20 protein-coding genes are annotated in these 23196 nt (G+C 45.6%); 11 read left to right on the top strand and 9 right to left on the bottom strand.

Annotated features, from left to right (window positions below; genetic code table 11):
• Positions 1-35 precede the first annotated feature (35 nt).
• The 3 genes from rssA to galU all read left to right on the top strand — a co-directional run bounded on the left by rssA (position 36) and on the right by galU (position 3129).
• Positions 36-938 carry a patatin-like phospholipase RssA gene (gene rssA, locus PCO85_10650; protein ID WJV55801.1) on the top strand — a complete coding sequence of 301 codons (903 nt, stop codon included), beginning with the start codon at positions 36-38 and terminating at the stop codon, positions 936-938.
• A gap of 73 nt (positions 939-1011) precedes the next feature.
• Positions 1012-2028: a two-component system response regulator RssB gene (gene rssB / locus PCO85_10655; GenBank protein WJV55802.1), complete on the top strand. Its 1017-nt coding sequence runs from the start codon at positions 1012-1014 to the stop codon at positions 2026-2028.
• A gap of 198 nt (positions 2029-2226) precedes the next feature.
• A complete protein-coding gene (gene galU, locus PCO85_10660; protein ID WJV55803.1) occupies positions 2227-3129 on the top strand; it encodes a UTP--glucose-1-phosphate uridylyltransferase GalU in 903 nt (300 codons plus the stop codon).
• A 131-nt stretch (positions 3130-3260) separates the two neighbouring features.
• Here galU and hns read toward each other — a convergent pair whose 3' ends face one another.
• The gene (hns, locus tag PCO85_10665) at positions 3261-3668 is read right to left on the bottom strand and encodes a DNA-binding transcriptional regulator H-NS (GenBank protein ID WJV55804.1); all 408 of its coding nucleotides are present in this window, start codon (positions 3666-3668) and stop codon (positions 3261-3263) included.
• A gap of 1567 nt (positions 3669-5235) precedes the next feature.
• Positions 5236-7935 carry a bifunctional acetaldehyde-CoA/alcohol dehydrogenase gene (gene adhE / locus PCO85_10670; protein WJV55805.1) on the bottom strand — a complete coding sequence of 900 codons (2700 nt, stop codon included), beginning with the start codon at positions 7933-7935 and terminating at the stop codon, positions 5236-5238.
• A gap of 527 nt (positions 7936-8462) precedes the next feature.
• Between adhE and PCO85_10675 the strand changes: the two genes are divergently transcribed.
• The 6 genes from PCO85_10675 (at position 8463) to oppF (ending at position 15668) form a co-directional block, all read left to right on the top strand.
• The gene (locus PCO85_10675) at positions 8463-9107 is read left to right on the top strand and encodes a YchE family NAAT transporter (protein WJV55806.1); all 645 of its coding nucleotides are present in this window, start codon (positions 8463-8465) and stop codon (positions 9105-9107) included.
• 981 nt (positions 9108-10088) lie between these two features.
• Entirely contained in the window at positions 10089-11726 is a 1638-nt protein-coding gene (gene oppA, locus PCO85_10680) for an oligopeptide ABC transporter substrate-binding protein OppA (protein WJV55807.1), read from the top strand.
• Positions 11727-11814: 88 nt separating this feature from the next.
• Positions 11815-12735 (top strand): oligopeptide ABC transporter permease OppB, encoded by a 921-nt coding sequence (gene oppB / locus PCO85_10685; protein ID WJV55808.1) that lies wholly within the window; start codon positions 11815-11817, stop codon positions 12733-12735.
• Between the two features lie 13 nt (positions 12736-12748).
• Entirely contained in the window at positions 12749-13657 is a 909-nt protein-coding gene (gene oppC, locus PCO85_10690) for an oligopeptide ABC transporter permease OppC (GenBank protein ID WJV55809.1), read from the top strand.
• A gap of 11 nt (positions 13658-13668) precedes the next feature.
• Positions 13669-14664 (top strand): ABC transporter ATP-binding protein, encoded by a 996-nt coding sequence (locus tag PCO85_10695; protein ID WJV55810.1) that lies wholly within the window; start codon positions 13669-13671, stop codon positions 14662-14664.
• Positions 14661-15668 carry a murein tripeptide/oligopeptide ABC transporter ATP binding protein OppF gene (gene oppF / locus PCO85_10700; GenBank protein WJV55811.1) on the top strand — a complete coding sequence of 336 codons (1008 nt, stop codon included), beginning with the start codon at positions 14661-14663 and terminating at the stop codon, positions 15666-15668. The genes PCO85_10695 and oppF overlap by 4 nt, the downstream gene beginning before the upstream one ends.
• A gap of 87 nt (positions 15669-15755) precedes the next feature.
• On the opposite strand, the gene PCO85_10705 is transcribed toward oppF, so the two are convergent.
• Positions 15756-16079 carry an HI1450 family dsDNA-mimic protein gene (locus PCO85_10705; GenBank protein WJV55812.1) on the bottom strand — a complete coding sequence of 108 codons (324 nt, stop codon included), beginning with the start codon at positions 16077-16079 and terminating at the stop codon, positions 15756-15758.
• Between the two features lie 54 nt (positions 16080-16133).
• Positions 16134-17594 (bottom strand): cardiolipin synthase, encoded by a 1461-nt coding sequence (cls, locus tag PCO85_10710; GenBank protein ID WJV55813.1) that lies wholly within the window; start codon positions 17592-17594, stop codon positions 16134-16136.
• 208 nt (positions 17595-17802) lie between these two features.
• On the opposite strand from cls, the gene PCO85_10715 reads away from it, so the two are divergent.
• The gene (locus PCO85_10715; protein ID WJV55814.1) at positions 17803-17979 is read left to right on the top strand and encodes a YciY family protein; all 177 of its coding nucleotides are present in this window, start codon (positions 17803-17805) and stop codon (positions 17977-17979) included.
• Between the two features lie 94 nt (positions 17980-18073).
• Here the strand turns inward: PCO85_10715 and PCO85_10720 are convergent, their stop codons facing one another.
• Positions 18074-19738: a methyl-accepting chemotaxis protein gene (locus PCO85_10720; GenBank protein ID WJV55815.1), complete on the bottom strand. Its 1665-nt coding sequence runs from the start codon at positions 19736-19738 to the stop codon at positions 18074-18076.
• Between the two features lie 130 nt (positions 19739-19868).
• Positions 19869-20165, bottom strand: a complete 297-nt coding sequence (locus PCO85_10725) for a YciI family protein (protein ID WJV55816.1) — start codon at positions 20163-20165, stop codon at positions 19869-19871.
• 231 nt (positions 20166-20396) lie between these two features.
• On the opposite strand from PCO85_10725, the gene tonB reads away from it, so the two are divergent.
• Complete coding sequence (gene tonB / locus PCO85_10730; protein ID WJV55817.1) at positions 20397-21125, top strand: TonB system transport protein TonB; 729 nt, start codon at positions 20397-20399, stop codon at positions 21123-21125.
• A 56-nt stretch (positions 21126-21181) separates the two neighbouring features.
• Here tonB and yciA read toward each other — a convergent pair whose 3' ends face one another.
• The 3 genes from yciA to PCO85_10745 form a co-directional block, all read right to left on the bottom strand.
• Positions 21182-21610: an acyl-CoA thioester hydrolase YciA gene (gene yciA / locus PCO85_10735; GenBank protein WJV55818.1), complete on the bottom strand. Its 429-nt coding sequence runs from the start codon at positions 21608-21610 to the stop codon at positions 21182-21184.
• Positions 21611-21663: 53 nt separating this feature from the next.
• Positions 21664-22227, bottom strand: coding sequence for a septation protein A (locus PCO85_10740; protein ID WJV55819.1), 564 nt, complete (start codon positions 22225-22227; stop codon positions 21664-21666).
• Between the two features lie 128 nt (positions 22228-22355).
• Positions 22356-23108, bottom strand: a complete 753-nt coding sequence (locus PCO85_10745) for a YciC family protein (protein ID WJV55820.1) — start codon at positions 23106-23108, stop codon at positions 22356-22358.
• Between the last annotated feature and the right edge of the window lie 88 nt (positions 23109-23196).

The following is a 23196-nucleotide window of genomic DNA, read 5'->3' on the forward strand; positions in this document are numbered from 1 at the left end:
TGTAAGCTAGAATGAAAACAGATGGAGGCAAAACCATGCGGAAGGTAAAAGTCGGTCTGGCACTAGGCTCGGGAGCAGCAAAGGGGTGGGCTCATATCGGTGTGATTAACGCATTGAAGGATATGGGAGTGGAGATCGAAGTCGTGGCTGGTTGCTCGGTTGGAGCATTGGTTGGTGCGGCATATGCTACGCATCATCTGGACGACATGGAACGTTGGGTCAGTCGTTTCCGCTATTGGGATGTTATTCGGATGATGGATTTTTCCTGGAGCAAAGGAGGGTTATTGAGAGGTGATCGGGTGTTCAATTATATAAGAGACTTGCTTGATACACGGTATATTGAAGACTGTGCCATCAAATACGGAGCCGTAGCGACCAATCTGAGCACTGGCAGAGAGCTGTGGCTGACGCAAGGAGATCTACATCTGTCTATCCGAGCCTCATGCAGCATGCCAGGGTTGCTATCTCCAGTGTTGTTTAATGACTACTGGTTAGTTGATGGGGCTGTTGTCAATCCGGTTCCGGTTTCGTTGACTAGGGCCATGGGGGCGGATGTGGTTATTGCCGTTGATTTACAACATGATGCCAATTTGAGGCACCATGACCTCATGTCAGAGAAGCTAATAGAAAATGAGACTGATGGACGCTTGCGAGGCTGGCCCCGACGAATTCGTGATCGGTTAACCCGCAGTTTGCGACGGACACCAGGAAATATACCTAATGCTATGGAGATCATGAGTACGTCTATCCATATCTTGGAAAACCGCCTCAAGATGAATCGTATGGCGGGCGACCCTCCCGATATACTGATTCAACCTCATTGCCCTCAAATCTCTACGCTTGATTTTCACCGTGCGCAAGAGGCTATTGATGCGGGACGGCTGGCAGTTGAAAAAAAAAGGGATGAGTTGTTACTACTTATAGATGGATCCGTGTAAAGTTCGCTTGGCTGTGAACCTGAGATAAAAAAATAAGAGTAACAATAAATATGTTGGGAGAAAGAGGTCGCCAATGGCACAACCACTAACGGGTAAACATATTTTAATCGTCGAAGATGAAGCTGTTTTCCGTTCTGTGCTGGCGGGTTATTTGACATCACTGGGAGCCAATATTCATGAAGCTGGAAACGGCTTGAAAGCACTAAGTCTGGCAGCGCGTCATCCACCCGATTTGATTATCTGTGACCTCAATATGCCCACAATGGGGGGATTTGAATTTGTTGAGCGTCTGAGATTACATGATGCGACTACACCCATTCTCGTCGTTTCAGCGACAAGTCAAATGGCTGATGTCGCAAAAATATTACGTCTAGGTGTGCAGGATGTGCTGTTAAAACCGATTCGTGACTATTCACGCTTGCGTGAATCTGTGATGTCCTGTCTATACCCTGATATGTTTATGTCCCAGGCTAATGAAGTGGAACAATTAATGCGGGACATGGATTCCCTGAATCAGTCACCAACGGCCGCGATTAAACTGCTTAAACAATTACAACCGCCGGTACAGCAAACTATTGCCGGATGTCGGATCAATTATCGCCAACTCACTGTAGCAGACCATTCTGGGCTGGTATTGGATATTGCTGCATTATCTGAAAACGAATTGGCTTTCTACTGCCTGGATGTTACCCAGGGAGTCAATAATAATGGGGTCCTGGCTGCATTATTATTGCGGACTCTATTTAATGAATTGCTACAGGAGCATTTGGCTCACCAGCGGCGACGGCTACCAGAGTTACCTATTCTGCTAAAGCAGGTAAATCAGCTGCTACGTAAAGCCAGTCTAAAAGGCCAGTTTCCACTATTGGTGGGTTATTATCATCGAGAACTAAATAGATTGATTCTGATTTCTGCTGGCTTGCATGCCACGTTAAACGTAAACGAGAATCAGCTGGCACTAAACAGTGGTGTTCCATTGGGGACGATGAACGGCGCTTATCTGAATCAGCTCAGTTATCATTGTGAGTCATGGCAATGTCAAATATGGGGGAGCGGTGGGCGACTACGCTTGATGCTTTCTACAGAATAATCTGATAGTCACTGTGGTCTGTTTGCTGCAATTTATGTGGCTTTGCCGTTATTATTTCCTATTATGTCACTTATTGATGTTCTATTTTGTCAATACGATCGGTTGGATGAGTATTGTCCATTGAGCTGATATACTTTCGCTATTTTACGTCCCGGATAAATAAAGCTTATTATTTGAACAAGATATACGAGGTTGTTTATGTCAATTGTTAATAAAAAAGTAAAAAAAGCGGTTATTCCCGTGGCTGGACTTGGAACACGAATGTTACCTGCAACCAAGGCTATCCCTAAGGAAATGCTACCTCTGATAGATAAACCTTTAATTCAGTATGTTGTTAACGAATGTATTGCAGCAGGTATCAACGAAATTATTCTGGTTACTCATTCATCCAAGAATTCTATTGAAAACCATTTTGATACTAGCTTTGAACTGGAAGCTATGCTGGAAAAGCGAGTTCAGCGCCAGCTATTAGATGAAGTTCAGTCTATTTGTCCAGAGCATGTGACTATTATGCAAGTCCGTCAGGGATTGGCAAAAGGGTTAGGGCATGCAGTACTTTGCGCACATCCATTAGTTGGTGATGAGCCTGTCGCCGTTATTCTGCCAGATGTGATTATTGATGAATATGAATCTGATCTGAATAACGACAACCTGAGTGAAATGTTGCAGCGTTTTTATCATACGGGAAACAGCCAAATTATGGTCGAACCTGTAGATAATGTCAGCAGCTATGGGGTGGTAGATTGTCAGGGGAGAGAGTTGAAACCTGGTGATAGCGCGCCGATGGTCGGTATTGTTGAAAAACCAAAAGCATCTGAAGCACCTTCCAATTTAGCTGTTGTTGGCCGTTATGTCCTTTCCGCCCAGATATGGGATCTGTTGGAAAAGACACCTCCTGGTGCAGGAAACGAAATTCAGCTTACTGATGCCATTGCCATGCTTATGGAAAAAGAAACGGTTGATGCTTATCACCTAAAAGGTATCAGTCACGATTGCGGTAATAAGCTTGGTTATATGTCTGCCTTTGTTGAATATGGTATGCGGCATGGCACGCTAGGCAATGAATTTACGCAATGGTTGAAAGAAACGATTAACAAATAAGTCAAATAATATCCTTTTTATCCCTTGGCATAGTACCTTGCCGAGGGATAAAAACGACTAGTCGTATGATATAAAAATACCCCCTGTTTGACAGGAGGTATTTTAAAAAACAGAATTTATTCCAATATCGATTAGAGTAGGAAATCATCCAGAGATTTGCCCAGTTCTTCAATGGCTTTCTTGATAACCGCAGGTGTACGACCCTGACCGGTCCAAGTTTTTAGTTCGCCATTTTCATCAGTATATTGATATTTGGCTGGACGTGCAGCACGTTTGCTTTTACCTGCAACTTTGGCAGACCCCAGCGACTGTAGCAATTCGTTCGGGTCAATACCATCAGCAATCAACATATCTCGATATTGCTGTAATTTGCGTGTACGTTCTTCAATTTCTGCCTGAGCCTGGTTATCTTCATCGCGGCGTTCATTAACTACGACTTCCAGTTTCTCCAGCATTTCTTCCAAAGTCTCCAGACTACATTCCCTTGCCTGGGCACGCAGAGTACGGATGTTGTTTAGAATCTTAAGTGCTTCGCTCATTGTTTTAATCTCAAAATAATATTATTGGTGGCAGTGATAAGATAATAGAGCGCTATTTTATTTTCTGCAATAGGTAGATTTGTAATAATGATAAAATTTGGCAGATTTAAAACGATAATCACGTTATGACTACTCAATATAAAAGTTGTGGAAGTTCGTAATACATTCCGTTACAGATGTCGCCTGTATCAAATCAGTTAACGCGGGGCATATAGTTTACAGAGGGAAACGTTATTGGAATTGTTTATCTTCTGCGTGGATGAACGTTTATCAGACGAATCCATAGGATAATACTGACATGATACTGGTTTGATGTGACGATGTTTCAACAATTTTTAACGATCTTATCGTGGCATCTGGGGGCTTTTGAGTACGGTACAATGTGTTCTTGTTTTATTTCTATTCAAACAAAGAAACACAGAAAACTCATGATGCTATTGTTATTTCCCTATAACTGACTGGCGAGGGATATGGCTGTTTAGCAGCAGTGAAACGAATTAGATTATCAGGTCGATATGGGTAAGTAGACCAGTGACCTGGCATCTTAAGCATCAGGAATATCGCTTGAAGTGTTGGTTGATGTTATTTGGCCTGTTGAGGAAAGCGTATTGCCAGCAAACTATTCACCGTGTTAATTGATATGGCGAAGGTTGGTAATTTTTACGGGTAGTCCGATGCTGTAGCACATTGAGTATTTCCATTTTCTGTATGGTACAAGCAGTGGCTTTTGTTGCTAACCATTTAGTGATATTCATTATTTATTAGCTGGTATTGTCGAATAGTTGAACTTAAAACGGCGTATTGTCGGGGGGTGGTTGCGGGTAAATGTATTACTCTGGATGCTTCGGTGTGGGGGTGATATTGATGGTGGACAGTCCCGTATCAGGGGGAATGAAAGCGACAAACTTGTTTACTATGAGCATTATGAACGTATATTACGACTGGTCGGAGCAAGGCGATTAATAGGTGGTTATTCATCTGGAAACGTTAACTTTCCATATTAATAATTGACCTTGTTTTAAGGCTCAGCATGTCTATTTGTTTATGGATTACGCGTTGCATAAATTAACATTCGTTACGTTTGGGAGCACGGACGGTATGGAAGTGTGTTTCTGATAACAGGAAAATTTTTTTGGACCAACCTGACTCAGACTTTCAGCGTTATGGATAAATATCAGCCGCTATTTTATTGCGGACGTGGTTTGTTGATAACGGATAATCTGGTCATGTATTAACCACTCTTATCATTTGGTCGGTAGTTGGTCTGTAACGGATTAGCCGTGTCGGTGATATGGGGAGATTGTTGATATACCTTTCAGAATAGGCATTAGAAACGCTTTATACAGTCTAAGCTGGGGGTCTATATGTAGAAAGCAATAAGCGCGTTATGTTGCGTTTTACGGCGTTTTATTGCCTATGGCAGGACGTTGGTGCTCATCGGGAATTATGATGTGTCGGAAGAAGGATTCTATAGATACAAGGAATCACCATACAGTAACAAAAAGCCCTGATTTCATAGAAAACAGGGCTTTTTTAGTAAGTTAAATCAGTACATTATTGTCCATGATTAACTAACGGACTTTTTCGCTTTCTTTTCCTGTTGTTTTACCGGCGTAGTCGCGACAGGAGTAACAGCTGGCTTGTTGCCTGCGCCAGATTGCTCAGTGAATGGGCGACCATAGTAAGTATCCATCAGGATCTGTTTCAATTCAGAAATCAACGGATAACGTGGGTTAGCACCGGTACATTGGTCATCGAACGCATCCTCGGAAAGCTTGTCAACTTTGGCCAGAAAATCGGCTTCTTGCACGCCAGCTTCCCGAATAGATGTCGGAATGCCCAGATCTGTTTTTATTTCGTCCAGCCAGATCAGCAGTTTTTCAATTTTCTGTGCCGTACGATCACCCGCAGCGCCGAGTTTCAGATGGTCCGCTACTTCAGCATAGCGACGACGAGCCTGTGGACGGTCATACTGGCTAAATGCTGTCTGTTTGGTGGGGTTATCATTGGCGTTGTAGCGAATCACGTTTGAGATTAGCAGGGCGTTAGCCAAACCATGTGGGATATGGAATTCAGATCCCAGTTTATGCGCCATGGAGTGACATACCCCAAGGAAGGCGTTGGCAAAAGCGATACCGGCGATAGTGGCCGCATTATGTACACGTTCACGGGCGACCGGATTTTTTGCACCTTCGTGGTAGCTAGTAGGTAGGTTTTCTTTCAGCAGTTTCAGTGCCTGTAAAGCCTGACCATCGGAATATTCATTCGCCAGGACAGAAACATAAGCCTCAAGTGCATGGGTAACGGCATCCAGGCCACCAAAAGCACACAAGGATTTTGGCATGTTCATAACCAGATTGGCATCAACGATCGCCATATCGGGTGTCAGTGCATAGTCTGCTAACGGATATTTCTGACCAGTGGCATCATCGGTAACTACCGCAAATGGCGTCACTTCAGAACCCGTACCGGATGTTGTCGTGACCGCGATTAATTTCGCTTTTACACCCATTTTCGGGAAGGTGTAGATACGCTTACGGATATCCATAAAGCGCAATGCCAGATCTTCAAAGTGGGTATCAGGATGTTCATACATGACCCACATGATCTTGGCAGCATCCATCGGTGAACCACCGCCAAGCGCGATAATGACATCGGGTTTGAACGAATTCATCTGCTCGGCGCCTTTGCGAACGATGCTCAGCGTCGGATCAGCTTCCACTTCAAAGAAGACATCGGTTTCCAATCCGCAATTTTTCAGTACATCAACGATCTGATCAGCGTAGCCGTTATTAAACAAGAAGCGATCGGTAACGATAAAGGCGCGTTTAGCACCATCTGTTGCTACTTCTTCCAGTGCGATTGGCAAAGAGCCACGACGGAAGTAGATTGATTTGGGAAGCTTGTGCCATAACATATTTTCTGCTCGCTTAGCGACTGTTTTGCGGTTGATCAGATGTTTCGGCCCGACGTTCTCGGAGATGGAGTTACCGCCCCAAGAACCACAACCTAATGTCAATGACGGTGCGAGTTTGAAGTTGTAAAGATCCCCAATCCCACCTTGGGATGCTGGGGTGTTGATCAGAATACGGGCGGTTTTCATCTTGTCGCCGAAGTAATTAACCCGCGCAGTCTGGTTATCCTGATCGGTGTACAGACAGGATGTGTGACCGATCCCCCCCATAGCCACCAGTTTTTCAGCTTTGACGACGGCATCTTCGAAATCATCGGCCCGATACATAGCCAGCGTAGGGGAGAGTTTTTCGTGAGCAAAAGGTTCGGACTCATCAACATCGGTGACTTCGCCGATCAACACTTTGGTTTCAGCTGGAACAGTGATACCTGCCATTTCCGCAATACGAGGAGCGGGCTGGCCGACAATAGTTGCATTCAGTGCGCCATTTTTCAGTAAAACACCCTGAACGGCTTCCAATTCTTTGCCTTTCAACATGTAACCGCCATGAGTCATAAAACGCTCACGCATGGCATCATAAGCTTTGTCTACCACAATAACGGATTGTTCAGACGCGCAGATAACACCGTTATCAAAGGTTTTTGACATCAAGATGGAGGCGACTGCACGTTTGATATCAGCGGTTTCGTCAACGACGACCGGGGTATTACCCGCACCGACGCCGATAGCCGGTTTGCCTGAGCTGTATGCGGCTTTCACCATGCCAGGACCACCGGTAGCCAGGATCAGGTTAATATCAGGGTGGTGCATTAACTGATTGGAAAGCTCAACGGAAGGTTCATCAATCCAACCGATGATATCTTTCGGTGCGCCTGCAGCGATAGCGGCCTGCAACACGATATCAGCGGCCTTATTAGTCGCGTTTTTAGCGCGCGGGTGAGGGGAAAAAATGATGCCGTTACGGGTTTTCAGGCTGATTAATGCTTTGAAAATTGCGGTTGACGTCGGATTGGTCGTAGGAACGATACCACAGATAATACCGATAGGTTCCGCGATGGTGATTGTTCCGAAGGTCTTATCTTCAGATAAGACACCACAGGTTTGCTCATCTTTATAAGCATTGTAGATATATTCAGAGGCAAAATGGTTTTTGATGACCTTGTCTTCAATAATCCCCATACCGGATTCGGTGACAGCCATTTTTGCCAGCGGTATGCGAGCATCCGAGGCAGCCAGTGCGGCAGCGCGGAAAATTTTATCAACTTGCTCTTGAGAATAGTTAGCAAATTCATGCTGCGCTTTTTTTACGCGTGCAACCAGTGCGTTAAGTTCAGCAACATTTGTTACGGCCATAGTGCTCTCCTGATAATGTTAAATTCTTTCAGTCAATGGTCTGTCGAACAAGTAAGAAGTATAGATAATCGCACTCATTATACGGTGATGATAAAAGTCTTATGGATTACTTGTGTCATTAGTCCTTATTCCATTGACTCAAAGAACTTGGTATCAGCTTGGCTGTTTCCCTTTTTCTCTTTCAATTTTCCAAATAGTTTCAATTCCTGTCTATGAGTATCTTCCTGGTTTCCGTCCTTTGCTATAGAAGAAGCATACCGATTTACAAAGAGTGATTTTGTGATCTCCATCTAAAATTACCCATGCTGACTCCATTCAGCAATGCGTTTATGAGAACTATTATCAACATTGGACGTCTGTAGATAAAACAACCAGCATCATCAAATGCAATCCTTCACTGTTTATATCGAAAATAGAGAAAAATGACAGGTGAGATGTCTATCAAGTAATGGATTAGCGCCATTACTTACATTACAGTAGCGCCGCGAAGGTTCCTAGCGTTCACATTAATCTATTTGAGGTAATTTGTGATGCAGCCCATGTTAGATTTTTCCGGCTATATCAAGTTTTTTATCGGATTGTTTGCGTTGGTCAACCCTATTGGTATCTTGCCAGTTTTCATTAGCATGACTAATTATCAAGGGACGATTGGGCGTAACAAGACCAATTTGACCGCCAATCTTTCAGTCGTCGGTATTCTGTGGGGTTCTCTTTTCTTTGGCGACGGTATTCTGCGGCTGTTTGGAATTTCTATTGATTCATTCCGTATTGCCGGAGGAATATTGGTGGTCACCATTGCGATGTCAATGATCAGCGGTAAATTAGGGGAAGATAAACAGAATAAGCAAGAAAAAACGGAAACTGCCAATCGTGAAAGCATTGGTGTTGTGCCACTGGCCTTACCCCTGATGGCCGGGCCAGGCGCTATCAGTTCAACCATTGTGTGGAGTTCCAGGTACCATGGCTGGTTGAATTTATTTGGACTTTCTCTGGCGATTGCCATTTTTGCTTTTTGCTGTTGGCTGTTATTCCGTGTGGCACCTATTTTGGTCAAAGTATTGGGACAGACGGGAATCAACGTTGTCACCCGTATTATGGGGTTACTACTGATGTCTCTGGGCATTGAGTTTATTGTGACAGGCATAAAAGCCATTTTCCCTGGTCTGCTTTAATTTTCTTCTCTCTTTTAATTATGTCCTCTGATGATCAGGCAGGATTATATCCTGCCTTTCCCATTCTTTTTACTATGGATATTAAGATAAAAAAATCTTATCTATTTCTCATGCCGTTAAGACATTGATACTTACGTGAACTGAGGAATGCTGAACAATCTATCCTTGTCGCCCATACGAGCATGTTGTTAATTTTTTCACAAATCTACGTTTTTGTGCTGTTATGATCACAATTTTATGACAAAGAATAATATATTGTTTTATTTCATTTATGTAAATTTTATGTTGTTAAAGTGTTATATGTTAAAGTTATAATCTAAAAAATAAGCAATTTATTTATTTGTGGAATTCATCAGAACAGCGTTGCTGTTAGTAATCTAAGGTAGGTGTATCGTTATGAGGATAGAAAAGAAAATTAAGTAACAACATATAAAATCTATTGGCGCAGGTGAATTCTTTTGATACGTTCGGAACCGTTACTTTTCATACTGTGGTTATGCATAAGTTAATTTTATGAAAAACATACCTATACTAGATTAGATAACAGGGCAAATGATAGATAACAGTATCTCTGATTTTGTGGCTTCCCAGAAACGGATATCGGCAGCCCATGGCTTCCAAAACGCTTTGTGTTTTCTTGAAAAGATGGCATGTGTCACTGAGATATTATAAAGATGTATTTTGAGTATTTAATCACTTTTCTATAGGTAGGGAAGGACATATATACGCTGTTGATTTCTGGCAGCAGATGAGATGCGTAATGACATTTCTGACCCCGCCTGCCTCAGACAATCACTGCCTTATTTTAAGTGATGTACAGTCGGTAATCGGTTCAGATGCTATATAAATAAACGATCTCTCAATCACTAAATGTTGAAATCACCAGATATGTTCCTCTGATGTCAAACGTTTGGTGCTTTAAGCAGGGTTATGTGGCGCTTATTGGCGCGATAATAGTAAATACAGGAGCAAAATAATAAAATGTTAACTAAAACAACAAAAAAACGACTTGTCGTCGGGATTCTCTCAGTTCTGGGGGCGTCTGCCGGTGCCTCTGCCTGGGCTGCTAATGTGCCAGCCGGTGTGCAATTGGCAGCCAAGCAAGAACTGGTGCGTAATAATGGTGCTGAAGTCGCTTCGCTTGATCCGCACAAGATTGAAGGGGTTCCTGAATCCAATGTATCGCGTGATCTGCTGGAAGGATTGCTGGTGACTGACCCTGATGGTCACCCGGCTCCAGGGGTGGCGGAGAGCTGGGATAATAAGGATTTTAAAGTCTGGACGTTCCACTTGCGTAAAAATGCCCGTTGGTCTAATGGCGATCCGGTTACCGCGCAAGATTTCGTTTACAGTTGGCGGCGTGTTTCCGACCCGAAAACCGCCTCGCCTTATGCCAGCTATCTGCAATTTGGTCATATCGTTAATATTGACGATGTGGTGGCTGGTAAAAAATCCCCGGATACGCTGGGTGTAAAAGCGCTGGATGACCATACGCTGGAAGTCACGCTGAGCGAGCCGGTCCCGTATTTTTATAAATTACTGGTTCATCCATCGACTTTCCCGGTAAATAAAGCCGTTGTCGAAAAGTTTGGTGAAAAATGGACGCGGCCAGAAAACTGGGTCGGTAATGGTGCTTATAAGCTGAAAGAGTGGGTGGTTAACGAAAAAATGGTGCTGGTACGTAATCCATATTATTGGGATAACGCCCACACTGTGATTAACAAAGTTACCTATTTGCCGATTTCATCTGAAGTGACTGATGTTAACCGCTATCGCAGCGGTGAAATCGACATGACCTATAACTATCTGCCAATAGAACTGTTCCAGAAGTTGAAAAAAGAGATCCCGAACGAAGTTAAAGTCAATCCTTATCTTTGCACTTACTACTACGAAATTAATAATCAGAAGGCACCGTTCAACGATCCCAGAGTACGTAAGGCGCTGGTTTTAGGCCTGAGCCAAAATATCCTCACTAACAAAGTGAAAAATCAGGGTGATATTCCGGCTTATGGTTTTACCCCGCCTTATATTGACGGCCTAAAATTAACCGCGCCGGCGTGGTTTAGCTGGACACAGGAAAAACGCGATACTGAAGCGAAAAAATTGCTGGCTGAAGCCGGTTATACTGCCGCAAAACCATTGACGTTTAATCTGCTGTACAATACTTCCGATTTGCATAAAAAAATGGCGATCGCGGCATCGTCTATCTGGAAGCACAACATTGGCGTTGAGGTAAAACTGGACAATCAGGAATGGAAAACCTTCCTGGATAACCGTCATCAAGGGAATTATGATCTGGCCCGCGGGGGGTGGTGTGCGGATTATAACGAGCCTTCCACGTTCCTGAATATTATGATCTCCGACAGCAGCAGCAACACCGCCCATTATAAGAGCCCAGCGTTTGATGCGTTGATGGTAAAAGCAATGGCGGCCAAAACCGAAGATGAACGGGCTGATTTTTATCGACAAGCTGAAACACGGTTAGAAAAAGATGCCGCGATTGTTCCGGTTTACTACTACGCCAACATCCGCTTGGTGAAACCCTATGTGGGTGGCTTAACCGGTAAAGATCCGCTGGATCATGTCTACGTTAAGAACCTTTACATTATCAAACATTAATCTTCCTACGGGACTGTGTTACTACACAGTCCCGTTTGGTTTTGGTAATTAACGTTAAACTTTCAGGCCGGATTTATAGGTAAGGTCAATGTTAAAATTTATTTTTCGTCGATGTCTTGAAGCAATTCCAACATTGTTCATCTTGATTACCCTTTCGTTTTTTATGATGCGATTGGCACCCGGCAGCCCGTTTACCGGAGAGCGAACGCTTCCTCCTGAAGTCATGGCTAATATTGAAGCCAAATATCATCTTAACGATCCCATGATTAAACAATATGGCGATTATTTATGGCAGTTAGCGCATGGGGATTTCGGACCGTCGTTCAAATATAAAGATTATTCGGTGAATGATCTGGTGGGAAGTGCCTTTCCGGTATCCGCCAAGCTTGGGCTGGCAGCTTTTCTGTTGGCGGTGGTTCTGGGCGTGAGCGCTGGCGTGGTCGCAGCACTGCATCAAAACAGCAAATGGGATTATACCGTGATGGGGTTTGCCATGACCGGGGTGGTGATTCCCAGCTTTGTGGTGGCGCCGTTACTGGTATTGGTTTTTTCCATCACACTGCATTGGCTACCCGGTGGTGGCTGGAATGGTGGTGCACCAAAGTATGTCATTTTACCGATGGTGGCACTGTCTTTGGCCTATATCGCCAGTATCGCTCGTATTACTCGTGGCTCAATGATTGAAGTGTTGCATTCCAACTTTATTCGTACCGCCCGGGCCAAAGGCTTGCCAATGCGACATATTATTTTCCGCCATGCACTAAAACCGGCATTGTTGCCGGTGCTGTCCTATATGGGGCCGGCATTTGTCGGGATTATTACCGGTTCGATGGTGGTAGAAACCATTTTCGGGTTACCGGGTATCGGCCAGTTGTTTGTCAACGGGGCATTGAACCGCGACTACTCGCTGGTGCTTAGTCTTACCATCCTGGTGGGTGGGTTGACCATTCTGTTTAATGCGATCATTGACGTGCTGTATGCCGTTATCGATCCGAAGATCCGTTACTGAACCGGGGGAGCTGATGTTCTGGAATAAACGTAACCTTGAGGCAGTAGATAGCTTTAGTGAACGACTTGAAATTGAAGGGCGCAGTCTATGGCAGGATGCCCGGCGTCGTTTTATACATAACCGGGCGGCATTGACCAGTTTGATCGTTCTGATACTCATCACCCTGTTCGTTATTTTCGCGCCGATGCTCTCGCCATTTAATTATGCCGATACTGACTGGAACATGATGTCTAGTGCGCCGGATCTGGCTTCCGGACACTATTTTGGTACGGATTCATCGGGTCGCGACCTACTGGTACGGGTTGCCATCGGCGGCCGGATTTCCCTGATGGTGGGTGTGGCAGCAGCGCTAATTGCAGTAGTGGTGGGAACGTTGTACGGTGCGGTGTCCGGTTACCTTGGCGGTAAAGTCGACTCGGTAATGATGCGTTTGCTGGAGATTCTGAATTCTTTCCCATTTATGTTTTTCGTTATTCTGTTGGTGACATTTTTTGGCCAGAATATCCTGTTGATTTTTGTGGCTATTGGCATGGTGTCATGGCTGGATATGGCGCGAATTGTGCGTGGGCAAACCCTGGGCCTTAAGCGTAAAGAGTTCATCGAGGCCGCACTGGTCTGTGGCGTATCCACGCGCGGGATTGTATTACGCCATATCGTTCCCAATGTGTTGGGTGTGGTGGTGGTATATGCATCATTGCTGGTTCCCAGCATGATTTTATTTGAATCCTTTCTGAGTTTCCTTGGCTTAGGTACGCAGGAACCGCTAAGTAGTTGGGGCGCACTGCTGAACGATGGTGCCAACTCGATGGAGGTTGCACCCTGGTTACTGTTTTATCCGGCAGGGTTTCTGGTAATCACCTTGTTTTGTTTTAACTTTATCGGCGATGGCTTGCGCGATGCCCTCGATCCGAAAGATCGCTAAGGAGACGCTTCATGACCATGATGAATACGTCAGAGCCCCAGGACGTGTTGTTGGACGTAAAAGATTTGCGCGTAACCTTTGATACACCGGATGGTGATGTGACCGCAGTGAATGATCTTAATTTCACTCTGAATTCAGGTGAAACATTGGGGATTGTTGGCGAGTCTGGTTCGGGTAAATCCCAGACCGCGTTTGCTCTGATGGGATTGCTGGCCACCAATGGACATATTACTGGTTCGGCGCGTTTCAATGGAAGGGAAATTCTGAATCTGCCTGAGCGTGAGTTGAACCGGCTACGTGCTGAAGAAATCGCCATGATTTTTCAGGATCCGATGACGTCGCTTAACCCTTATATGAGAGTAGGGGAACAGTTGATGGAAGTGCTGATGCTGCACAAGAAGCTCAGCAAGAGTGAAGCGTTTGAAGAATCAATCCAGATGTTGGATGCGGTAAAAATGCCAGAAGCCAGAAAACGTATGCGTATGTATCCACATGAATTTTCTGGTGGGATGCGCCAACGGGTGATGGTTGCCATGGCGTTGTTATGTCGCCCAAAACTGCTGATTGCTGACGAACCCACTACGGCATTGGATGTGACGGTGCAGGCGCAGATCATGACGTTGCTTAATGAGCTCAAGCGTGAGTTTAATACAGCTATCATTATGATTACTCATGACCTGGGCGTAGTCGCCGGTATCTGTGACAAGGTATTGGTGATGTACGCGGGACGTACTATGGAATACGGTACAGCGCGCGAGGTGTTCTATAATCCGACTCATCCTTACTCCATCGGTTTACTTAATGCGGTTCCTCGTCTGGATGCTGAAAACGAAGTGTTGGCCACTATTCCAGGTAATCCTCCTAATCTGCTGCGTTTACCGAAAGGGTGTCCGTTCCAACCACGTTGCCCGTATGCGCAGGAACGTTGCAATCAGCCACCTGCATTGACACCATTTGAAGAAGGTAGACTGCGCGCTTGTTTTAGACGCGTGGAGGAGTTGCTATGAGCCTGATGGACGATAAAAAAATCCTGCTTGAAGTGGACGAGCTGAAAGTTCATTTTGATGTCCGGGATGAAAAGCAGTGGTTCTGGCAGTCGCCAATGCGCTTGAAAGCAGTCGATGGCGTCACTCTGCGATTGTATCAAGGTGAAACGCTGGGGATCGTTGGAGAGTCCGGTTGTGGTAAATCCACACTGGCCCGGGCCATTATCGGCCTGGTGAAAGCCACCGGTGGCAGTATTACCTGGATGGGTAACGATTTATTGGGAATGGGAAATACGCAGTGGCGGGAAGTGCGCAACGATATCCAGATGATATTTCAGGATCCGCTGGCTTCGCTGAACCCACGGATGACCATCGGGGACATTATTGCTGAGCCACTGCGCACCTATCATCCGAAGTTATCCCGCCAGAACGTCAAGGATCGGGTTAAGACGATAATGATGAAAGTGGGGCTGTTGCCAAACCTGATCAACCGTTATCCGCATGAGTTTTCCGGTGGGCAGTGTCAGCGAATCGGGATCGCCCGAGCGCTGATTCTGGAGCCAAAATTGATCATTTGCGACGAACCCGTGTCGGCGCTGGACGTATCAATTCAGGCACAGGTAGTGAATCTGTTGCAGCAGTTGCAGCGTGAAATGGGATTATCATTGATCTTTATTGCGCATGATTTATCTGTGGTTAAACATATCTCTGACCGGGTGTTGGTCATGTATCTGGGCCATGCGGTAGAACTGGGCACTTATGATGAGCTGTACCATAATCCACTGCACCCTTACACTCGGGCGTTAATGTCGGCGGTACCGATTCCAGATCCGGATAAAGAGCGGAATAAGCAGATTCAGTTGCTGGAAGGTGACCTTCCTTCACCCATTAACCCACCGACTGGATGTGTGTTCTGTACTCGCTGCCCGATTGCCGGACCGGAGTGTGTTAAAACACGCCCCGTGCTGGAGGGTAGTTTTCGCCATGCCGTTTCATGTTTGAAAGTCGATCCTCTGCCACAATGAAATAAGCCGGGTCGGGATAATCCCGGCTCGACTTTCAAGAACAGTGCAATCGTTTTCAACGCTTATATGAATGATTATTTGCCTGGATTACTCTTTCCATAGAATATGGCAAAGCTTATGGTCTTTTTCTCGGCAAATCAGAACACGGGCAAAAATATCATTAATATCTTCACCGTCATGTTCTGCCAGGCCAATAATGACTTCGGCAAAAAAATCAGGATTCAGATCGAAATCTACATGCTCCAGCCAATCTTCTGCTGGATCAAATAATTCGGCACCGCCGCGCTCTTCAAACTGAAGGTTGAACAGTAAAATATCTGCCGGATCCAGGTTTTCTGGTGCCAGTTCCAGAAAAATATCGTAAGCCTGTTCCAGGGTTTCATCTTCGGTCAGACGATTATTTAAATCCATACAACATTCCTGTGAAAATATAATGAGACATTAGAACACGGGGGCAGAGTCCATTTATAGCAGTGGACTGAAAAAATAGAATAAACGCTCAACAATCCGCTGCCAATAAGGACGTTTTTGCCACACATCGATATTTAATCGTTGAGACCGGGCGATATAATCCTCCTGCACACAGGCAAGATCACTCCCAAACCCTTCATCATCAATGACCAGTGTAATTTCAAAATTCAACCACAAACTGCGCATATCCAGATTCGCAGTACCAACCAGGCTTAGCTGCCCATCAACAAGCACACTCTTGGTATGTAGCAAACCGCCTTTAAATTGATGGATTTTTACTCCGGAGGTCAGTAGTTCGCTAAAGAAAGCTTTACTGGCCCAACCAACCATCACCGAGTCATTTTTGTCCGGTACAATGATGTTGACATCTACACCACGCTGAGCTGCTGTGCAGATGGCATGCAATAAATCGTCGCTTGGCACGAAGTAGGGGGTGGTCATGATTAATTGTTTGCGGGCTGCGTACACCGATGTCAGCAATGCCTGGTGAATCAGCTCTTCCGGGTAGCCAGGACCAGAGGCAATGATCTGGGTAGTGTGACCACTTTCTTGTTCAAACGGCATAATGTTGGTGTCCGGTGGCGGTGGCAGCAGGCGTTTTCCGGTTTCCATCTCCCAGTCACAACTGTAAATGACCCCCATGGTGGTAGTAACCGGACCTTCTGCGCGCGCCATTAAATCAACCCACTGACCAACCCCTGAATCTTGCTTGAAGTAGCGTGGATCGACCATATTCATACTACCGGTATAAGCAATGCGATTATCAATCAAAATGACTTTGCGGTGCTGGCGTAAATCCATGCGGCGCAGGAAAGCACGCAGAATGTTGACTTTTAGCGCCTGTACCACCTCGATACCGGCAGCTCGCATCTCATCAGGATAGGTACTGTGAAAAAACTGCACACTACCCGCTGAATCCAACAAAATTCGACAGTGAACACCACGTTGTGCCGCCGCTATAAGTGACTGTGTCACTTGTTCTACCAATCCGCCCTGTTGCCAGATGTAAAATACGATCTCAATATTGCTACGAGCCAGTTCAATATCGCGAACCAGTGACTTGATTGTGTCGTCGAACGAGGTTAGCAACTGAAGTTGATTCCCTTTTACGCTGCCGATACCCTGACGGTGTTCGCAAAGTTGAAACAGTGCGCTGGCAACCACACTGTTTTCAGTCGCAAATATATGGTGATATTCTTTGAGCTCACGCAGCCATTTTGCGGTTGACGGCCACATTTTGCTCGCTCGTTCGGCCCGACGCTTTCCTAAATGGAGTTCACCAAAAGATAGATAGGCCACAATACCTACCAGTGGAAGAATATAAATCACCAGCAGCCAGGCCATGGCTGAGGGAACTGCACGCCGTTTCATCAGAATCCGCAGCGTGACACCTGCAATCAGTAGCCAGTAACCGAAAACAATTACTCCACTAAGCATGGTATAAAATGTTGTCATGATTAAGAGACATCATTCCTTTTGGCAAGTGTATGTCTTCAGAGTGTACGCATAGTTTGCGTAAAGGGGAAATTCCTTTAGTCTGAATAAAATAGCGCATTACACCACACTAAATTTCAAACAGGGCTTGGCGCATTAATTGAAGAGACTATAATGTGCGCCGCACGTTCCCCGAAAAAAATCATCACTTGATAAAAAGAGTCATGCTATGAAACGCAGTCGGAATGAAGTCAGTCGCTGGAGAATGCAGCGTCAGATACAACGCCGCCGCAGCCGTTGGCTTGAAGCCCAGTCTCGCAGCTATTGTCATATTCGCTATGCTCGTTACCTACAGCAGAAACACCAGCGCCGAGCTTTACTGTATGCGGTAGCGTATGAATGGTAGAAAACCGATACCGTCTGATGCGCTCTGTTTGATGTTGCACCATCCTTGGCGCAGAGCTATCGTCCCGAATAGAAATGTTGGTGGTGTCCTGACGCTAGGATAACACCGGTATCATTGATACTGCTGCGACGGCATCCCGCGACGCGGGATCAGCCGGTCGGGGTAATGAAAACAGAGAGACCGAGGCGGTTAGTTGTTCCGCTTGTTCCAGTAATGATGTGCAAGTTTGAGCCGACGCCGCTACCTGTCCGGCATTTTGCCGGACCGTATCATTAAGCGTACTGATTCGGTTGGTGACTTCGTGGATACTCTGGTTTTGTTGCAGTGAAATAGTGGCGATGTCGTTCAGGAATGTGCATGTCTCTTTCGCTGCCCGAATGATCTCCTGCAAACTGTCATTCAAACGGGTTACCAATTGTGCACCGGTGGTTACACTGTCATCGGATTCACGAATCAGGACATTAATATTTTGTGCAGAGTTGCTACTCTGTGCCGCTAGTGTTCCCACTTCTCGCGCAACAACGGAGAATCCCCGCCCCATATCACCGGCGCGGGCAGCTTCAATGGCGGCGTTCAACGACAAAATGTGCGTCTGAAACGCAACATTTTCAATCATACTGATAACTTCCGTCATCTCCTTGGTGCGCCCGGAAATATTCAACATGGCGCTTTTGACATCATTCATCATGTCTTCGCCACGCTCAGCGATGTGGCTCGCTTCTTCTGCATGGTGACTGGCCTGCTGAGTATGATGTGAATTTTGCTCCAAATGCTGACTGAGTTGGATAATATGCTCAGTGGTGGCTTTCAGCTCCAGTGACTGACGGTTAGCTTGAGTCGATAGCGTCTGGTTATCATTGGTGACATGATCAAGCTGTACCGCCATATTTTCGATGCCTTGGCGAACCTGATTTATCAGGTCAACCAATCCGCTTTGCATTTGGATCACACTGTCATTTAATTGGGATATTTCACGGGTGGCGCGTTTTTCAGTTTTTATAGTATGAGAGAGATCACCTGCGGCAATTAATTGCAAATGATCGGTAATACGCTTCAAGGGGCGAATAATGGTTTTATTCACGCCTGCCCATACCATGGCGGATACTATCATTAATAACCCCAGCACGATGATGAAAATGGTATGCGCTTCATCCAGATTGTTAAGTAATTTCTGACTGTGTTGCTTCTGTTGAGTGTCATTGTCCTGTAGATAACGAGAGTACTTTTTTGTGAAGTCGTTTTGGTAAGCCTGAATAGGGACGGAGAAGAAAATATCAATCTGATTGCTTTTTTTAATGCTTTCCGCCACTTCTCGTAGACCGGCATAGAGTTGTTGGTAACTGACTTTCAATGCGGCAAAGGCTGGATTTTTCTGTGCGGCGGTGCGGGTATTGAGTTGTTGATAATGTTTCTCGGCTTGTTGTAAAGACGTTTCTGCCTCATTCATCAGGCTGTGCCAACTGCCGACAGAGCCTGTTTCTTTATCAACCATCAAATAGATGCCTGCGCGATTCAGTTTGTCACTGGCATTCATGATCTCCATGCGGGATTGATCCATTAATGCTTGTTGCTGTCGTAATGTTTCATTGGCTGCGCTATCTAGTCGCACCTGAGTCATGGTTTTTGTGATGATCCCGACTGAAAAAATTTGCAGTAAAGAGAATAACCCGATAATCAACAACAAACCGGAAAGGAAACTCAGCCGATATCGATGGAGCCTGCGCCATTTCCTGGTTTGTGATGTCGTGGACATTAACATATATTTTGACTCTCTACAGATTAAGAGTCGTCAAAATATCATCGTTAAATGACTAAAATATTTCAGATAATAGTCGAAGGAATGGAGATCTGACTTATTGATACTGCTATTGATCTCCATCATTTTAGAATTAAAAAACTTTCTTGAACGGTTTCACCGTGACGCTGCTATAGACGCCAGCTGCGGCGTAAGGATCGGCCTCTGCCCAGAATTCGGCCTCATGCAGGGAGTCAAATTCAGCGATGATAACTGAACCGGTAAAACCTGCTGTGCCGGGCTCCTCACTGTCAACGGCGGGGAGCGGCCCAGCGGTTAAAAGACGTCCCTGATCTCGCAGTGTTTGCAGTCGGGCCAGATGATCTGGTCGGGCAGCCAGACGTTGCGCTAAGGAGTCGGGTGTGTCAGTAGCGTAAATAAGATAAAGCATTAAAGTAACCCTCAGTAGTCATCGCTATGCCGAGTGATAGCGGGAGATGTTTTGAGATAACATTTCAGAACGGAGATTCTAGCATAGGGAATGTCTGTAAAAGGGAAACTGATTGACGCTGTAGCTGAATATCCATCTTAATCACCGGTTTTTAACAATGTGCCTCAATGCTATTGAATATGATTGCTATTTGCATTTAAAATCGGAGTCCTAAGAGGACAATGTAATACTATGCCGCAAAAAAAGTTTTTCCTTGCTAGCCGATTCTCATGGCCTTTCATTCTTTCAGTTGGCTTTCATTGTCTATTGATTGCCGGACTGCTGTACGCATCCCTGAATAGTCCCACAATAACCTTACCGACGGAATCGCAACCCATCAATGTGGTGATGGTTAATCCCGCTGTCCTGGAGGCTACTCCGGCGTCACGGCCCAAAGAAACTTCACCTTCAGAGCCAATGCATGAACCTGAACTACAGCCAAAACCCGTACCTGAGCCGGTTCCGGTTCCATTGCCTGAGCCCAAGCCAAAACCAAAACCAAGACCGGTGAAGAAAATCAAACCATCCAAGCCGCCTATTCGCCAGCGCGCTGTAGAAAAACAGCCACCGTCACACCTCACCAGTGATGAACCATTACTGTCGGCAAACAAGGCGCCAGTTAGACAGTCTCCGACCGTTAACGTGCCATCGTCCGGTCCTCGGCCTCTCAGCCGTGCTCAACCGGAATATCCGGCGCGTGCTTTTGCTTTGCGCATTGAAGGGCGGGTTAAGTTGCAGTTTGACGTTAACGCATCCGGCAGAGTGGATAATGTGCGCGTGTTATCGGCTGAGCCTAAAAATATGTTTGAGCGTGATATCAAACAAGCGATGCGTAAATGGCGTTATGAAGAGAATAAGCCAGCCAAGGATTTGGTGGTGACCATTATGTTCAAAATTAATGGTGGGGCGGCGATGGAGTGATTGTCTCAATATCGGGAGATTAGGCGCTATCATCAAGATAGCGCCATTCTGGGGTATCATCCCTGATCCAGCGCAAAATGGCCCTTTCCAGAGGGTAATTCCCGTGGCCTTCCGTCATCGTCAACCGCTACATAGGTAAACAGTGCCTCGGTGGCTCGATAACGTTGTCCAATGGGTGCGGAAGAGACTTTCTTCACCCACACTTCTACATTAATGGTGATTGAACTGCGACCAGTTCGGGTACAAAGGGCATAACAGCAAACTACGTCGCCGACAGCTACTGATTTGAGAAAGGTCATACCGTCTACACGGACGGTAACTACCCGGCCTTCTGCGATTTCCTTAGCCAGAATCGCACCGCCAATATCCATCTGGGACATTAACCAGCCACCAAAAATATCACCGTTAGCATTGGTATCCGCAGGCATCGCCAGTGTTCGGAGTACCAATTCACCATGGGGTAGTATTACGTCTTGTTTGTTCATCGTAGTATCAACTAAAAAGTGTGAGTAATATGAATGCGTGTTTAAGCGTCAAATTAGGTATCGCGTTCATCATGTTCCGGTTTTCCCGGTTCAATCGATAGATGGCGATAAATGTAGAGCCCACACAGTAAGGTAAATACCAGCGTAAGACCGGTTAATCCAAACACCTTGAAATTAACCCAAACACTTTGCGGCATCCAGAAGGCAATATAAATATTTGCCAGGCCGCAGATAATGAAAAAGAGCGCCCATGAGACGTTAAGTTTTGCCCATATCTGCTGTGGCAGAGTGATGTCCTTACCTAGCATCTGCTGGATAATAGGTCTCTTCATGACAAACTGGCTTACTAATAACACAGCTGCAAACAGGGTATAAATAAAAGTGACTTTCCATTTTATGAACTGGTCGTTATGAAATATCAGCGTCAGGGAACCAAATATGACAACCATAACGAAGGTAATCAGCATCATTTTTTCAATTTTGCGATAGATAAACCAGCTGATGAGCAGTGATGCGGCCGTAGCGGCGATCAATGCACCGGAGGCAACATAGATGTCGTAAAGCTTATAAAAAGTAAAGAAAACGATAAGGGGAATAAAATCAAGAAGTTGCTTCATTGTGGTAATCCGTCGCTTAACCTTGTATTGGCGATAGACCATTTTATGGCTCTATCGGAAGTCATACTGTCACATCACCACCGGTAAAGCCAGAGGCTGGTGCCACTTGAATAGTAGCACCTCGGATATCAGGCGCGTAAGAGCATATACAGACGGAACAGATAAATCAGTAACAGCGCGGAAATAAAGTTGCTGGCACCATTTATTATCACTGCCAATGCAGTAGGTGAAACCATCGGCATTTTAGCAACCAATAGTAAAAGAATAACTTTGACGATAAGCCATAACATAACTGCCGGTGCGGTAATCCGTAAATTGGCAAAGGCCAGTTTGCTACTGGCGCGCATGGAGAAGAGAATCCCACGCTTTTCACTAATGGCTATAATGGGCGATAAACTTAATGCAATTGCCAATAATATGCCCGGTACGATTACCAGCAATACACCGATCTGGATAAGCAAGGTGCATATCAGGAGCAGTAGTAACAATTTTGGCAATAATGGTGCCGCCGCGCCGATTGCTCGCAAGGCGCTGGTGCGGGCACCTGCGGATACCATCTGGATCAACATCAGTACTCCACCCGTAAGCAGTGCATTACCGACAAGTGATGCGAATGTCCCTGCCGCTGATGCTTTTAACAAGACGAGTTGTTGTTCTGGCGTCATTTGCTGAATGAGCTCGCTCAATCCCGGCTGGTTGACAGAAGAGAGGTTAAGGCTGTCGCTGTTCAGTAGCTGTAGTTGGTCGCTATCTGGTGTAAAAACATGGTTGATAACGACAGTAATCAACGCTGCCGACAGTGCCAGCATCAGGATGCTGGCAAACTGGTTACGCGCAAAATACATCGTGTCACGGTACAACGTACTGGCCGTGATAGGCATGAAAACTCCTTGGCAAAAGGTTATCAATCTAACTTGGTGGCTGATTGTAACTCGTTACGCTAGACAGTGGCACCCCGACAGTAATCAC

The organism is Prodigiosinella aquatilis, assembly GCA_030388725.1.
In the GTDB taxonomy this organism is placed as follows: Bacteria; Pseudomonadota; Gammaproteobacteria; order Enterobacterales; family Enterobacteriaceae; genus Prodigiosinella; species Prodigiosinella aquatilis.

What these genes read in the sequence shown, in the direction of transcription:
- galU (WJV55803.1), top strand. Translation starts at nt 2,227, where the DNA reads ATGTCAATTGTTAATAAAAAAGTAAAAAAAGCGGTTATTCCCGTGGCT.
- cls (WJV55813.1), bottom strand. Translation starts at nt 17,594, where the DNA reads ATGACAACATTTTATACCATGCTTAGTGGAGTAATTGTTTTCGGTTAC.
- oppC (WJV55809.1), top strand. Translation starts at nt 12,749, where the DNA reads ATGTTCTGGAATAAACGTAACCTTGAGGCAGTAGATAGCTTTAGTGAA.
- PCO85_10695 (WJV55810.1), top strand. Translation starts at nt 13,669, where the DNA reads ATGACCATGATGAATACGTCAGAGCCCCAGGACGTGTTGTTGGACGTA.
- tonB (WJV55817.1), top strand. Translation starts at nt 20,397, where the DNA reads ATGCCGCAAAAAAAGTTTTTCCTTGCTAGCCGATTCTCATGGCCTTTC.
- hns (WJV55804.1), bottom strand. Translation starts at nt 3,668, where the DNA reads ATGAGCGAAGCACTTAAGATTCTAAACAACATCCGTACTCTGCGTGCC.
- PCO85_10740 (WJV55819.1), bottom strand. Translation starts at nt 22,227, where the DNA reads ATGAAGCAACTTCTTGATTTTATTCCCCTTATCGTTTTCTTTACTTTT.
- PCO85_10715 (WJV55814.1), top strand. Translation starts at nt 17,803, where the DNA reads ATGAAACGCAGTCGGAATGAAGTCAGTCGCTGGAGAATGCAGCGTCAG.
- rssA (WJV55801.1), top strand. Translation starts at nt 36, where the DNA reads ATGCGGAAGGTAAAAGTCGGTCTGGCACTAGGCTCGGGAGCAGCAAAG.
- PCO85_10705 (WJV55812.1), bottom strand. Translation starts at nt 16,079, where the DNA reads ATGGATTTAAATAATCGTCTGACCGAAGATGAAACCCTGGAACAGGCT.
- PCO85_10745 (WJV55820.1), bottom strand. Translation starts at nt 23,108, where the DNA reads ATGCCTATCACGGCCAGTACGTTGTACCGTGACACGATGTATTTTGCG.
- oppF (WJV55811.1), top strand. Translation starts at nt 14,661, where the DNA reads ATGAGCCTGATGGACGATAAAAAAATCCTGCTTGAAGTGGACGAGCTG.
- adhE (WJV55805.1), bottom strand. Translation starts at nt 7,935, where the DNA reads ATGGCCGTAACAAATGTTGCTGAACTTAACGCACTGGTTGCACGCGTA.
- PCO85_10720 (WJV55815.1), bottom strand. Translation starts at nt 19,738, where the DNA reads ATGTTAATGTCCACGACATCACAAACCAGGAAATGGCGCAGGCTCCAT.
- oppB (WJV55808.1), top strand. Translation starts at nt 11,815, where the DNA reads ATGTTAAAATTTATTTTTCGTCGATGTCTTGAAGCAATTCCAACATTG.
- rssB (WJV55802.1), top strand. Translation starts at nt 1,012, where the DNA reads ATGGCACAACCACTAACGGGTAAACATATTTTAATCGTCGAAGATGAA.
- yciA (WJV55818.1), bottom strand. Translation starts at nt 21,610, where the DNA reads ATGAACAAACAAGACGTAATACTACCCCATGGTGAATTGGTACTCCGA.
- oppA (WJV55807.1), top strand. Translation starts at nt 10,089, where the DNA reads ATGTTAACTAAAACAACAAAAAAACGACTTGTCGTCGGGATTCTCTCA.
- PCO85_10725 (WJV55816.1), bottom strand. Translation starts at nt 20,165, where the DNA reads ATGCTTTATCTTATTTACGCTACTGACACACCCGACTCCTTAGCGCAA.